This is a genomic window from Lepagella muris (assembly GCF_004793975.1).
Lineage (GTDB): Bacteria > Bacteroidota > Bacteroidia > Bacteroidales > Muribaculaceae > Lepagella > Lepagella muris.
On the sequence record NZ_SRYB01000021.1, the window covers coordinates 73,780 to 88,331 of the forward strand.

The window sequence follows — 14,552 nt, forward strand, 5'->3', positions numbered from 1 at the left end:
TTTGTGCATTCCCATTTAGAGAAGGGTTACACTATAGTACACTCTCATCCACATCTTCCGTCTGATGGACATAAACATATTTCGGGGGCTTACGTATTAATAGCGCATTATAATGCTTTCATATCTTTAATGATTTGCAGTGACACTATTGAAGTAGGCGGAGTATATAAGTTTCTTGTCGCAATAATTGAACAATTGTCACAGGTGGGCAAGTTGTCGGATAATATCTATCTCATTAGAGGACGCGCACCCCCGGTTACGTCTTGACTGACTGTATTTTCATTTTTTCAAAATTGTTTAGATGCAAGTGATTTGTGTCTTAATGTCATTGTTGTCTATGTAGATGTATAGACGAATTCATTCTTCAATAATAAATTACGAATTAAATTATCACATGATTAAACAAATAATCATGTCGGTGTTGGCGTTTTTTTGCATGTTAACACAGACATCGGTATGCCTATATGCGAACGTTCCCCCTACAGATGCCAATATTAACGGGCATGTAATAGACGGAGATACAGGGGAACATATACCTTTCTGCACAATTAAAATACTCGGTACATCCATAGTCGCTCTTACGGATGCCTCCGGACATTATGCTCTTCATGACATAAATCCGGGTAAATATGAGATTGAGGCATCGTATGTGGGTTATAAGACCGAAACAAAATGGGTTGAGGTCGTTAAGGGGAAAACGGTGGAAGTGAATTTTGAGATTGCCCCTGATCTTTTCTTGCTTGACCAGGTAGTAGTGACCGGAAGTAAAAGCGAGACAAAGCGTCGCAATAGCCCTTCGTTGGTGAGTGTGGCAACTTCAAAATTGTTGACAAACGTAAGTGCAAATTCCCTTGCAGACGGACTATGTTATCAACCTGGTCTGAGGGTTGAGAATGATTGTCAGAATTGCGGATTTACGCAAGTGAGAATAAATGGTCTGGACGGACATTATTCCCAGATCCTGATGAATTCCCGTCCGGTGTTTTCTGCATTGACAGGTGTGTATGGACTGGAGCAGATTCCTGCCAATATGATAGACAGGATAGAGATAATGCGAGGCGGTGGATCTGCTCTGTTCGGTTCTTCTGCAATAGGTGGCACCATAAACATAATAACACGTGATCCGGTGGTCAATTCTGCGGAAGCGAGCCATCAGATGACTTCCATAGGCATCACGGGGGCTTTGGATAATAACACTACTTTCAATGCGTCGGTGGTGAATAATAATAACCGTATGGGAATGTTTATTTTTGGTCAGAACCGCAACCGGGATGGTTATGACCATGACGGCGACGGATTTACAGAGATAGCACAGCTGAAAACGCAGACCTTGGGGGCGCGTACTTTCTTCAGACCGTCTGACGACACTCGCCTTAACATTGAATACCATGGCACCCATGAGTATCGTCGTGGGGGTGACAATCTTGATCTGCCGGCTCATGAGGCTATGATTGCCGAACAGGTTGACCATAATATACATGGTGGGGAAGTGTCGTTTGATTTATGGTCGTCAAATAGGAATGACCATCTGAACGTTTTTGCCGCCACTCAAAACACCAAGAGGAAAAGCTATTATGGCAGTGAAAAAGACCCGAATGCTTATGGTACTACCCATGACCTTGTTGTGACCGGTGGTGGACAATGGACACATAGTTTTGAGAAATTATGGTTCATGCCGGCTGAACTTATAGGTGGTGTGGAATTTAATTATAATTATCTTCGTGACCGTACTCTAAGCTATGATCATGATGTCACTCAGAAAATCAGTATATACAGCGCATATCTTCAGAATGAATGGAGAAACGACCGTTGGGGTTTTCTTGTAGGATGCCGTGTCGATAAGAATTCCATAATAGACAATGCGATTTTCTCTCCACGTGCAAATATACGGTTTAATCCTTCGGATGATTTTAACTTCAGACTATCTTATTCTACCGGATTTCGTTCGCCTCAAGCATACGCAGAGGATTTTCATGTTGCTGTTGTAGGTGGAGAACGTGTGGTGACTGTATTGGCTGACGACCTGACGCATGAGAATAGCCATAGTTTCAGTGCCTCGGCAGATATGTACCGCAGTATAGGGAATGTGCAGGTGAATTTGATGGTGGAGGCTTTTGCCACATCGTTGAATGACGTTTTTGCAATGCGCAAACTTGATGAACCGGATAGTAAAGGTAACACTGTGCTTGAACGTTACAACGGTTCGGGTGCGACAGTATGGGGATTCAATGCGGAGGCAAGGACTGTGCTGTCATCTCGTGTGGACTTGCAGGCAGGATTTACTTGGCAGAAAAGTCGGTATAAGGAACTGGAGTATTGGAGTGAGGACTCAGGTGTGGCTCCGGTGAAGCGTATGTTCCGTACTCCTGACTTGTATGGATATCTTACCTTTAATTATGATATAGCAAAGCATTGGAAGGCAACGTTGAATGGAACTTATTCCGGATCAATGCTTGTGCAGCACATGGCAGGCTCTGGAACTGAGGTGGATGTTGCTGAGACAACACCCGATTTTCTGGATATGAGTTTGAAGATCAATTATGAATTGAGAATCATGCACAGTGGATCTCTCAACATCAGTCTGGGTATAAGTAATATATTCAATAGTTATCAGAAGAAGTTTGATAAGGGCTATCTTCGTGACAGCGGATATATATATGGCCCGATGTTGCCACGTAGTCTGACTGCTGGAGTGAGATTTAGTATCTAAAAGCTATAGAAGCCTCAGAAGTCTTAAAATGTTTTAAGACTTCTGAGGCTTCTAAGACTTCTAATATAATTATCAATTGCTTGCGGTCTGAGCCTCGGCATCCTTAATCATCTTCTCATTGGCGTATACTGTGATTTCCACGCGACGGTTGAGGGCACGTCCTTCCGGTGTGTCGTTGGAAGCCACGTAGTCAGCCATCGGTATACCCTGTGCGGACAGACGATCGGCAGGCACTCCACAATTGATGAGGTAGTTGCGGACAGCGTTTGCGCGTTGACCGGAGAGTTTCTCATTGACTGCGTATGAACCGGTGTTGTCGGTATAGCCCTTGATGGCAACGTCAGTGTCGGGGTTGCTGATGAGGTTGACAGCAAATTTGGTGAGGTCAGCCTGTGCTGTCGGGTTAAGAGTGTATTTGCCTGTCGGGAAGAGAATGCCACCATCAAAAGTGACTTTGATAGCACGCAGACCGTTGGAGTCGGTTGTCTCCTCCACCTTTGCCTGCTGAGCAAGCTGCTCCTGAAGCTCTTTCTGCTGCTTATCCATCTTCTGACCGATCAATGCTCCTGCTCCTGCGCCTACTGCGGCACCAATTGCGGCACCGATCCCGGCACCTTTACCTCCACCGATGAGGGCACCGATGCCTGCACCTACCGCGCCGCCACCGCCTGTGCCTATCAATGCGCCTTTACCTGTATTGTTCATTGAAGAACATCCAGTAGCTCCTATGAGAAGTGTGGCTGCAAGAAATGCCACTGTAAATTTTTTCATTTTCATAATATCACCTTTTGATTATGTTAATATAACTAACGGAAGTATTGAATGGTTTATTTCTCGTGGCGGAATAATGTTTCCCACCACTATAACGCGATAAAAGCGCGGGTATACGCGCTTTCATCACTTTATTCAAAACAAATTGTATGTGCACCTATTGATTATAAGTGCAATACTTATAATTATGGAATGTATTACTGTCGTCATTAAGGATTTCTCACCGGTGTCTGCTTCCCGGAGGTATGTTGATTGCGAGAATCGGAATGGAGTTGAGAGGCGTTGATTCTTCCTCCGGAATTTGAACTTTTCTTCAGATATTCGCAACTCCCTTTGAGTGTTATGCTGCCTCCGCTGCTTGCCTCGGAATATACATTCCTTGCCGTTATGCCTGATGCATTGACTGATGCTCCGCTTGAACTCTCGGTGGAGAGGGTAGTGCCGTTGAAGTAGCCCACGTTTATTTTTGCCGCGCTTGATGCATCAAGTTCAAGTTTGGTGGCGACGATCTTCGATACCGTGATTTTTGATGCGCTTGAGGCATCGGCTTCGAAGGTATTGACATTGGCTTTTTCAATGCTCACGCTGCTGCTGCTTGATGTGTCGATCTCAATCTCTGTCGCTGTGATGTTGTTGAATGTTGCTTTGGCGGCGGATGACAGGTCGATTTCAAGATTTCGTATGTCAAGATTGCCGTTAGCTTGGAACCGGGCAGCGGATGACAGTTCGATGTCCTTCAGGTCGGGTGCGATTACCGACACGGTGGTCTGTCCGGAGATATTCATGTTGCCTTTACCCTCATATCTGGCTATAAGTTTCCCTTTGTTGACATATACTTTAAGATACTTTTGTGCCGATGGGGTGGTGGAGATGCGTGCTACTCCGGATTCCTTTCCCTGTGTGAAGATTACGCGAATGCCTGATGACGCTTCAATCTTGTTGAAACTTCCAATCTTGACACTCTTTTTCACTTTCGCCTCTTTTGAGTTGTCGCTGTGGATTGAACTTCCTGACGACATGGAGCAGCCTATGAAAAATATGGCTGCGACTGCCAATGTAGACAGTATCAGATTTTTGAATCTCATATTATTTTGTTTTATATATTTTTAATTTAATATTTTTTCAGACTGCCGGATTTGTATGTCGGCGGATGCGTCATGGCTGACGGGGTGGTATCCTTCCTCTGCTCTTCTGCGAGCAATCAAGCGGACGGCTCTCAATGATGAGCCCGCGATCGTTAATCTTGCTGACAGAGTGAGTGATGGAATTCTTATAGTTGCAACGTCCTGCCACGGAGATGGAGGCGGCATCGCGTGAGATGGAATTCACATGCTGGGCACATATCTCTTTTATCTTTATGGATGAGGCTCCATTGGCATCGGTGTTGATGATGTTCATATTTGCAGAGGAGATATTGACTTTGCCGGCTCCATCGGTTAATATGTTTACAATATCGCCGGTCACGTCAGGGATGTCGATGGTAGAGGCTCCGGAGGAGTGTATGTTGAACACCGGTCCTACGTCAATTGTACCGATGGAGGTGAAATTGCATGCATCGTTTAGGTTTATTGCATCAATCGTAGGGTTGGTGACGTAGACTACTGTCGCGCCGTTGATGTTGCCGGGAGAGGACCGGTAGCCGATGTTTAGTGATCCGTTGCTGTCCGACAGGTTGAGACAGTCGATTGCTTTTGGATCGCCATGAATTTCCGCATATCCCGTCGCCGGACCTTGCCTGTAAACCACGTCGATTGCATTTGATAGGCTAAGCGTGTTGAACCTATTGATGGAGATGCGTCGGGTAGTCATGCCTGCCGTCGTATTCCCGGCATTCCCTTTTGACTTTCTCTTGGATGACTTTTTTGATGCATTATTTTTTCTTGACTTTGACGAACCGGAACTTGAAGAACTGCTGCAACTGTGGGTTGAGCAGGAACTTGAAGAACTGTTGCTGCGGCTGTAGGATGAGCCGGAGCTTGAGCTGCTATATGAATAGTAGGGATTGTCTGCCAATGCCGCCATAGTGCCGGCTCCGGCAACAATAGAGAGAGACGACACCAGGAGTGCCGCTGCCACCGGATGATGAAGCTTGGAGAAGGTTTTCTTTTTTAATATGTGGAATGTCTTCATAAATGTTTGGTAAATTGTGGAAGGTAAACCGGAATCTGACCTGTCGGTTATCCGGTTTATATCCCGGTTTGTGTTACCGGTTCATATTAAAGACTCACAAGACGAGATTTTGTGACAAAGGAGTGTGAATTTTTTTTATTTCAGGATAAGTTTTGGCTATTTTAATGTGTGAGAATTAAAAAAATGCGTGTATAATTGCGAATACCGCATTTTTGAAGTATTTTTGCACTTCAATAGGTATTTTATGCACAAATGGCTACGTCTTCGGGTTAGGCTGTGTGCATAAATTGATAATTAGAGACTATAAAACCGCTATATTTTTATGAATCTTTTTGATCAGATCAGCGAAGACATAAAAAAGGCCATGCTCGCACGCGAGAAGGTCAGACTTGAGGCCCTGCGCGGCGTCAAGAAGGAATTTCTGGAGGCTAAGACAGCCAAAGGCTCAAACGGGGAACTCTCTGATGAGACTGCCGTGAAAATTATGGTTAAGATGGTGAAGCAGCGCAGGGAGAGCGCACGCATATATGAGGAGAACAACCGTCCCGAACTTGCCGCAGGTGAGTTGGAGGAGGCTGCCGTGATTGAGGCGTATCTCCCCAAACAGCTCTCGGAAGAGGAGCTGCTGGCAGAACTGAAGGCTATCATTGCAGAGACCGGTGCCACCGGACCCAAGGAGATGGGTAAGGTGATGGGCGTCGCTACGAAGCGTCTCGCCGGTCGCGCTGAAGGGAAATTGATCTCCGCAAAAGTAAAAGAACTCCTCGCCTGAGCAGGATTAAGATTTTAAAGGAATGCTGACATTACAGACTATAAAGGCTGATCCGGATTTCGTGGTGAAACGCCTTGCAGTAAAGGGATTCGACGGTAAAGCCGTCATTACTGAGATTCTTGAGATTGATGCTGAGCGTCGTCGCCTTCAGCAGAAATGTGACAATGATGCTTCTGAGCTTAAAAAACTCGCTGCCTCTATCGGCGCACTCATGAAAAGCGGCGATAAAGATAAGGCAGAGGAGGCAAAGGCGCGCGTGGCTGCTATAAAGGGGGAGTCGAAGGGGCTTCAGGATTGTCTTGAGGATTGCGAGAAGAAGATGCTCAACCTGCTTCTTACCGTGCCTAACCTCCCTTGTGCCGATGTGCCGGAGGGGTTGACTGCGGCTGAGAATGTGGTGGAGAAGGAGGGCGGTCAGATACCTGATCTCGGTCCCGACGCTCTTCCCCATTGGGAGCTCGCGAAGAAATACAATATCATTGACTTTGAACTGGGTGTGAAAGTGACCGGCGCCGGCTTCCCGTTCTATGTAGGCAAGGGTGCACGTTTGCAGAGAGCCTTGATACAATTCTTCCTTGATGAGGCTTGGAAAGCCGGTTATATCGAGGTGGAGCCGCCGTTTGTGGTGAATGCTGCTTCCGGTTATGGCACAGGACAGCTTCCCGATAAGGAGGGACAGATGTATCACGTCACTGTAGACGACCTTTATCTTATTCCTACTGCAGAGGTGCCTGTCACCAACATATACCGCGATGTGATAATACCGGGTAGCGAACTTCCCAAGAAGAATTGTGCATATTCACCCTGCTGGCGTCGTGAGGCAGGCAGCTATGGTAAGGACGTTAGAGGTCTCAACAGACTCCATCAGTTTGACAAGGTGGAGATCGTGCGTATTGAGAAGCCTGAAAATTCATACGCTGCTCTTGAGGAGATGAAGGATCACGTGCAGGGTCTGCTTGAAAAGTTGGGTCTGCCGTGGCATATACTCCGTCTTTGTGGTGGCGACATGTCGTTCACTTCCGCCATCACTTTCGACTTTGAGGTGTGGAGTGCGGCACAGGAGCGTTGGCTTGAGGTGTCGTCGGTATCTAACTTCGAGACGTATCAGGCGAATAGGTTGAAATGCCGTTATCGTGATGAGGATAAGAAGATCAAGTTGTGTCATACTCTCAACGGTTCGGCTCTCGCCCTTCCGCGAATCGTGGCAGCACTCCTTGAGAACAACCAGACTCCGGAAGGTATCGTAGTGCCGGAATGCCTGCGTAAATACACCGGATTTGATATAATTAATTAATATATTCCGCAAGCCGCACAATCTTTCGGGAGTGCGGCTTGCGGTAACTAATAATTGAATAGACGTGGCAACCAGCGGACTGAGTTATATCAGTAAAGGAGAGAAGAATATTCCGATAGAAGATCCTACCGGAAAATGGTCTGACCTTTACCTGCTCCCGGAATGGGAGGAGAAGTATTACGACGTGTATACAGTTAAGAAGCATGGCAAATGGGTGATGCTTAAGGCATTGAAAAAGGAATATGCCGACAAACCGGAATATCAGGCCATGCTTGAGAAGGAGTTTGACATAAGGTATAATCTCTGTCATCCCAACATTGTGATGGTCAATGACCTTGAAGTGGTTCCCGGTGTGGGTAAGGCTATCATAACGGATGATGCCTACGGGTATTCATTACGTCGGCTTATTGATGAGAAGCGGTTGACTCCCAAGATTATACATCGTTTGCAGACTCAGTTGCTCGATGCCATGGAATATATTCAGGAAAACCATGTGCAGCATCGTCCTATAACGCCTGATTCAATTCTGTTTACGGAATATAATGAGAATCTTAAGCTCGCGAATGTGGGATATGATCAGACGGACAGCCTGTCGGAGCAAGACACGCGTGCTGATATAGAGAGCTATGGAAAGGTGATAAACGAGGTGCTTGATCATCTCCCGACCTCTCTTCCGAAATTGAGAAAGATAGCCGGGAAATGTGTTAACCCGAATCATCCGTACCGCACGGTGAGCGACCTTCAGCTGGCTATGGAGAGGAGAAGTTCTGCTCAGATTTATATATTCCTGTGTGTGTTCATTGTGATTATGGGTGTGATTCTGGCGTGGCTGACCACTAAGGGATGATGGAGGATAGGATTGAAAAGAAAACCGACAACTTAATGATAGAGATCAGAAAAATAGAACCCACGAAGGGTAATCTTAAGAAATTTACGAAGTTTCAGATTGACCTTTATGATGGGAATCCATATTATGTGCCGCCACTTATCAGTGATGATGTGGCTACTCTTTCTCCTGATGTCAATCCTGCATTTGAATTTTGCGATGCCGCCTATTTCATGGCGTATAGAGATGGCAAGCCTGTGGGGCGTATCGCCGGTATAATCAACAGGCAGGTGAACGAGAGGAATAATCGTAAGAACGCACGTTTCGGTTTTATTGATTTTATCGATGATCCTGAAGTGTCGGAAGCACTCTTGGTTGCTGTGGAAAATTGGGCTCGTGAGAAGGGCATGAATAGGATAATCGGTCCGTTGGGCTTCACCGACCTTGATCATGAGGGTATGCTCGTGGAGGGTTTTCAGGAATTGTCGACGATGGCGACCATATATAATTATAGCTATTATCCCGCTCATCTGGAGAGATTAGGGTATAAGAAGGAATCGGATTGGGTGGAATATCTGATGGAAGTGCCGGAGTCCATACCTGATAAGCATAATCGTATAGCTGAGATCGTAAAGAAGAAGTTTGGACTTAGGGTGCTTAAATATACTAATCGTAAACGTATAAAGACGGAGTATGGAAGGGCATTGTTCCATCTGATCAACGATGCCTACGATGGTCTGTATGAATATTCTCATCTCACGGAGCGGCAGATTGATTATTACATCAACATATATCTCGGGCTGCTGAATCTTGATCTGGTGACGCTTATCGTGGATAAGGAGGATCAGCTTGTCGGCGTCGGTATCTCAATGCCTTCGATGAGCCGGGCTCTTCAGAAAAGTAAAGGAAGGATGTTGCCTTTGGGATGGTGGCATCTGCTGAAGGGATTGAAAGGTAAGAATGATAGGGTTGACCTATTGCTCGTGGCTGTTAAGCCGGAATATCAGAATAAGGGAGTCAATGCGCTCCTTTTTCAAGACCTTATACCTTACTACAATAAGTATGGGTTCAAATATGCTGAGTCGAATCCTGAGTTGGAGACCAATGCAAAGGTGCAGGGTCAGTGGGATTATTTCAGCAACCGTCAACACCGTCGTCGCCGCTCCTTCTATAAGAAGTTGTGATGGCATTGCTGACGTGAAGTATCCGTAAATGGAAGTTATCTAAGTACTTCAGGTGATTATAACACAATTCAGGGGAATCTCGGACTTTCATATTTCTTTGATAAATAATCCGATAACATCCCTGTTGCCGAATGCCGGATAAGTCGGACTGCTGATTTATCCGGTTTTAGTTTAATGTTTTGATAATCAATTGTGTTCATGATATGAATATGAATGAAAATGATAAGAAAAAGGTGGAGAATGTGAATCCTTATTGCGAAGGAAGCGCGAAAGGGGAGCAGGTGGAGGAGATGTTTGATTCGATAGCTCCAGCCTACGATTTCATGAACACTGCCATGACTTTCGGGCTCCATCGGCATTGGCGCGATAAGGCTCTTGTCGCTGCGGTCAGTGTGCTGCTCGACAGCAAGAAGGCGTCGGTCGACTCCCAATGGGCGTCGGTGAATGTGCTGGATGTAGCTACCGGCACAGGTGATGTGGCTTTCCGTCTGCATAAGGTGATGCCGAGAGCCAATATCACCGGTATCGACCTGTCTGCCGGTATGCTTGACGTGGCACGTAAGAAACTCGCCGCACTTCCGGAGAATGAGCGAAAGCAGCTGGTCTTCGGAAAAGCGGATTGTCTTGCCTTGCCATTTCATGATGGAGAGTTTGATATGATAACTGTGGCATACGGGGTCCGTAATTTCGAGAATCTTGATCTCGGTCTGAAGGAGATGAGACGGGTGCTGCGTGAAGGGGGAGTGTTGTGTGTCATTGAATTGTCGGTGCCGCAGGGGAAACTGACCCGTATGGGCTACGACCTTTATTCACGTCATCTGATTCCGGCAGTAGGCAGGAGGGTGAGTGGCGATAGCCGTGCCTATACCTATCTGCCTGAGAGTATCGCCGCCGCTCCTCAACGTGAGGCAATGGCTGCTCTGATGAAGATGGCTGGATTTAAGGACGTGAAGTGGAAATCGCTTACTTTTGGGGCGGTGACGTATTATATAGCAAAATGAATAGAAAGGATTTTGAGATAATGGCTCCTGTAGGGAGCTGGGAATCGTTGGCTGCCGCGTTTGATGCCGGCACCGATGCCGTGTATTTCGGTATTGAGGGATTGAATATGCGTTCTCGTTCAAGTTCGAATTTCTCGACTGAGGATATGAGAACTATCGTGAGGGAATGCACTGCAAGAGGAGTTAAGTCATATCTTACGGTGAATACCATTGTATATGATTCTGATCTTGAGCTGATGCGTTCTATCATCGATTCGGCAAAGGAGGCAGGAGTGTCGGCGATTATCGCTTCCGACATGGCGGCTATTCTTTATGCGCGTGAGATAGGGCAGGAGGTGCATATATCCACTCAGGTGAATGTGACTAATATTGAGGCTGTGAAATTTTATAGCCGGTTTGCCGACGTAATGGTGCTTGCACGAGAATTGAATCTTAATCAGGTGGCTGCGATACATAAGACTATTGAGACAGAGAATCTTACCGGACCCGCAGGAAAACCTATAAGGCTTGAGATGTTCTGTCATGGAGCATTATGTATGGCGGTGAGCGGTAAGTGCTATATGAGTCTTCATGAGATGAATTCAAGTGCTAACCGTGGGGCATGCAATCAGATATGCCGTCGGTCATACACTGTGCGCGACAGAGAGACGGATGAGGAGCTCGTGGTTGACAATAAATTCATCATGTCGCCTAAGGATTTGAAGACGATTCATTTCCTCGACCGTATGGTGGAAGCAGGTGTGAGAGTGTTTAAGATTGAGGGACGTGCGCGTGGTCCGGAATACGTGCATGAGGCTGTGCAGTGCTATTCAGAGGCGCTGGAGGCAGTGTGCGACGGCACTTTCTCCCAAGAGAAGGTTGCCGGATGGGATGCCCGTCTTGAAAAGATATTCAACCGCGGATTCTGGAACGGATATTATCTTGGGCAACGCCTTGGGGAATGGAGCGCGAAATATGGTTCGTCGGCAACACGCACGAAGGTATATGCCGCCAAGGCTATGCGTTATTTCCCTAAAATCGGGATAGGGGAGTTCCAGCAGGAAGCCGGCACACTGCGTGTGGGGGATGAGGTGGTGATAACCGGTCCGACCACGGGTGCTCTTATATTTAAGGTGGAGGAATTGAGAGTGGATCTGAAGCCTGTGGATGAGGTGGTGAAAGGTGATCGCTTCTCAATGCCGGTGCCTGATAAGGTTCGTTCCTCCGATCGCCTTTACCGATGGAGTGCTACTGAGGATATACGCCGCTAAGTCAGTGTTTAATAAAATATATAAGCATGGATTCCATTGGAATCCATGCTTATATATTTTATAGCTAATTTATTTAAGTTTCGCAAGTTTTCCAACTTGCTTCACTTAAATGGTTTAAGGTTTAATGTTTATGGTTTATGATCATTAAATTTTGTATAATGAAAAGATTCGTGGATTTTCTTAAACCTTAAACTATAAACTTTAAACCACTGAAGTGCAGCGTGCGAAACTTCAGTAATTTACAATAGATTGCTGTTTAATTGTATTTTATGTTTGTCAGAATCCTGCCCAGTGCTGCTTCCATAGGCGATTGCCAAGCTCGTCCCAGCGGTTGATTGTGGCTCCGAAGAAGTCTTTCTGATAATCGGTCAGCAGATTGGCGGCTCCCTCTTCGTTCCCCTCTGAGAGATATTGCTGGTAAAGAGTCTCCACCATAGGGAGTTCACGTTCGCCTTTTGTCAGGAAATAATCGCGTGCCGGTTCGGTAAACTTGCGGCTTTGTCCCCATCTGATTGTGGCGAGACGGTTTGGCTTGCGGTAACGCCATAGAGCTGCGTCATCGCGTTCGCGGTGCTGCCCGCATATCTTCAGAAGTTCAGGCACGTCGGTAGATCCGGCGAAAATCGGGAAACGCGGTGATTGTCCCGGATTATCAAGGCATACCCATGCCACTCCGCCTACACCGTCAGGCAGCCAATCGCGACATTGGATGATAGTGGAATATGCACACCACGACACGCTGACGGTGCGGATATTGTGCATCGCGCTGTCGCCCATAGCTTCATATACAGCGATTTCATCCGGACGCATCCACGGATTGGCAAAATTACTGACGATGGAATCGGGCACGTCAGCGGCAGAATCCGCTTTCTTAGCTGGATTCTTTACTTTCAGACGGTCACAGAGTGCCTGTGGCGTCCCTTCATAATAGGAACCTAACAGACGTGCCACATCCTTTACGCTGACTTGCTTCTCCGGTTTCACGCTTAGGGGCAGCTCCTCCATGCTGTCGTTAAAGCCGGCATTGGGTGCAAGTTCATTCATTATATATAGCTCGCGCACGCTGTAGTTCTTAGGCTCTTTCATGTAGTTGCCGCCGCTGTATGCCTTCCAGAAGGAGAACTCCTCTTTGCCATCCCAGAGTCCCATCTTCTTAGCCACGTCTTTTACGTTGTCAGAAGCCATGTAGTTATCCTTATCTTTAAGATTCAGCTTTCCGATGCGGCTTACGTTTGCCGATACTGCAATATGGTCATCGGGAATACGCACGGCTGCCCATACACCTCCGATTTTGTCGGGACCTTCACCCTGTACCTCGAAAATCCATACCTCTTTCGGATCGGCTATCGTAAGGCACTCTCCACTGTCGCCATAGCCATACTCCTTTATAAGTTTACCCATGAGAGTGATTGCATCGCGGGCGGTAGAGCAGCGTTCGAGCACGACGCGCTCAAGCTCCTCGATCATAAACATGCCTTTCTTGTTCTGCATCGTGTCGCGTCCGGTATAGGTGGTTTCTCCGATGGCAAGTTGCTTCTCATTAAGGCACGGATAGGCGGTATCCAGGAATTTGAACGTGTGACGGACCTGGGGGATAGTCCCTTTCTCCTTCATGCCGTCTTTGCTTGAGGCATATTCCGTATGCATCCTGCCGTCGTAGATACTCATTATAGTATCGTTGGGATAATCTTGCGGTTTTGTCATCTGCATCCAAGTGCGGTACCACGAGTCACACGTATGACTTGTCATTACCGAACCGTCGGTAGATGCTTTCTTCCCTACCATGATACTCGTGCAAGCATCACTCGGGCTTTGCGACATTGCTCCAAATGCACTGAGCAATATTAAGGATAATGAAAACAATTTCTTCATGATGAAATAATATGGAAAGATTAAAAGATTTAAGATTAGAAGAATTATTTTTGAAGCTAACCAAACTCCAATGTCAAAATTATAAAAAATATTATGAATATACGATGTTTACAGAATTAATTTGTAAAAATAATTCCAAATATCATCGAATAAATCCAATTTCCAAAAAATAATAGTCAAAAAGAAGTCATTAGTCCAAAATCCAAGTAGTCCAAAGAATCAAAAAAATCCAAGAAGTCCAATAAGTCCAAGAGGTCTCTTTTTTGCGACAATACGGTTTTATTATAACGCAAATACCGAGTCGAAAGTTTTCTTATTAACAAAACGAAATAGAAATTAACATTTGTTGATTTTATTTTAATACAACAAGTTATAATGCCTGTTTTAGAAAAATATGCTCTATAACATAAAATTATTTGCAAAACGCCGGAAAGGGTTGTAATTTTGCATCCGCAATCGGGAACGGAGCCACGGCGACTTCTTAAGAGCGACAGGAGAACATTGACAACAATGCCACAGGACAATGACCGGGACGTTGACACGTTCCGGGCCATACAGACAGAGACAAGGAGACAATGAAGTCTCCCGTCAATCAAGTCACAGGTAAACCGATATAGCAGGAATGTCCGGTCAAGACAAACAGGCAGCCGAAAGGCAGCCACCAAGACTGTAAAATAGGAAACTATGATACAAACAACGGAGAGTTTGATCCTGGCTCAGGATGAACGCTAGCGGCAGGCTT

11 protein-coding genes are annotated in these 14,552 nt (G+C 46.1%); 7 read left to right on the top strand and 4 right to left on the bottom strand.

Annotation, left to right across the window (positions count from 1 at the left end):
• The first annotated feature begins 397 nt into the window (after positions 1-397).
• The gene (locus E5331_RS13495; RefSeq protein ID WP_420813812.1) at positions 398-2,710 is read left to right on the top strand and encodes a TonB-dependent receptor; all 2,313 of its coding nucleotides are present in this window, start codon (positions 398-400) and stop codon (positions 2,708-2,710) included.
• 72 nt (positions 2,711-2,782) lie between these two features.
• Here E5331_RS13495 and E5331_RS13500 read toward each other — a convergent pair whose 3' ends face one another.
• From E5331_RS13500 to E5331_RS13510, 3 genes are all read right to left on the bottom strand, one after another.
• On the bottom strand, positions 2,783-3,487 hold the full coding sequence (locus tag E5331_RS13500; protein ID WP_123481498.1) for a YiaD family glycine zipper/OmpA-like lipoprotein: 705 nt from the start codon (positions 3,485-3,487) through the stop codon (positions 2,783-2,785).
• Between the two features lie 203 nt (positions 3,488-3,690).
• Complete coding sequence (locus tag E5331_RS13505) at positions 3,691-4,566, bottom strand: GIN domain-containing protein (protein ID WP_123481497.1); 876 nt, start codon at positions 4,564-4,566, stop codon at positions 3,691-3,693.
• 70 nt (positions 4,567-4,636) lie between these two features.
• Entirely contained in the window at positions 4,637-5,611 is a 975-nt protein-coding gene (locus tag E5331_RS13510) for a GIN domain-containing protein (protein WP_123481496.1), read from the bottom strand.
• Positions 5,612-5,933: 322 nt separating this feature from the next.
• Between E5331_RS13510 and E5331_RS13515 the strand changes: the two genes are divergently transcribed.
• The 6 genes from E5331_RS13515 to E5331_RS13540 all read left to right on the top strand — a co-directional run bounded on the left by E5331_RS13515 (position 5,934) and on the right by E5331_RS13540 (position 11,938).
• Positions 5,934-6,383: a GatB/YqeY domain-containing protein gene (locus E5331_RS13515; protein WP_123481495.1), complete on the top strand. Its 450-nt coding sequence runs from the start codon at positions 5,934-5,936 to the stop codon at positions 6,381-6,383.
• Between the two features lie 22 nt (positions 6,384-6,405).
• On the top strand, positions 6,406-7,677 hold the full coding sequence (gene serS, locus E5331_RS13520; protein WP_123481494.1) for a serine--tRNA ligase: 1,272 nt from the start codon (positions 6,406-6,408) through the stop codon (positions 7,675-7,677).
• A gap of 64 nt (positions 7,678-7,741) precedes the next feature.
• Positions 7,742-8,524, top strand: coding sequence for a protein kinase domain-containing protein (locus tag E5331_RS13525; RefSeq protein ID WP_123481493.1), 783 nt, complete (start codon positions 7,742-7,744; stop codon positions 8,522-8,524).
• A 35-nt stretch (positions 8,525-8,559) separates the two neighbouring features.
• Entirely contained in the window at positions 8,560-9,687 is a 1,128-nt protein-coding gene (locus E5331_RS13530) for an N-acetyltransferase (protein WP_275441216.1), read from the top strand.
• A 203-nt stretch (positions 9,688-9,890) separates the two neighbouring features.
• Complete coding sequence (ubiE, locus tag E5331_RS13535; protein WP_275441217.1) at positions 9,891-10,688, top strand: bifunctional demethylmenaquinone methyltransferase/2-methoxy-6-polyprenyl-1,4-benzoquinol methylase UbiE; 798 nt, start codon at positions 9,891-9,893, stop codon at positions 10,686-10,688.
• Positions 10,685-11,938 carry a peptidase U32 family protein gene (locus E5331_RS13540; protein WP_123481492.1) on the top strand — a complete coding sequence of 418 codons (1,254 nt, stop codon included), beginning with the start codon at positions 10,685-10,687 and terminating at the stop codon, positions 11,936-11,938. The genes ubiE and E5331_RS13540 overlap by 4 nt, the downstream gene beginning before the upstream one ends.
• A gap of 276 nt (positions 11,939-12,214) precedes the next feature.
• Here E5331_RS13540 and E5331_RS13545 read toward each other — a convergent pair whose 3' ends face one another.
• A complete protein-coding gene (locus E5331_RS13545; protein WP_123481491.1) occupies positions 12,215-13,810 on the bottom strand; it encodes a dipeptidase in 1,596 nt (531 codons plus the stop codon).
• Positions 13,811-14,552 lie beyond the last annotated feature (742 nt).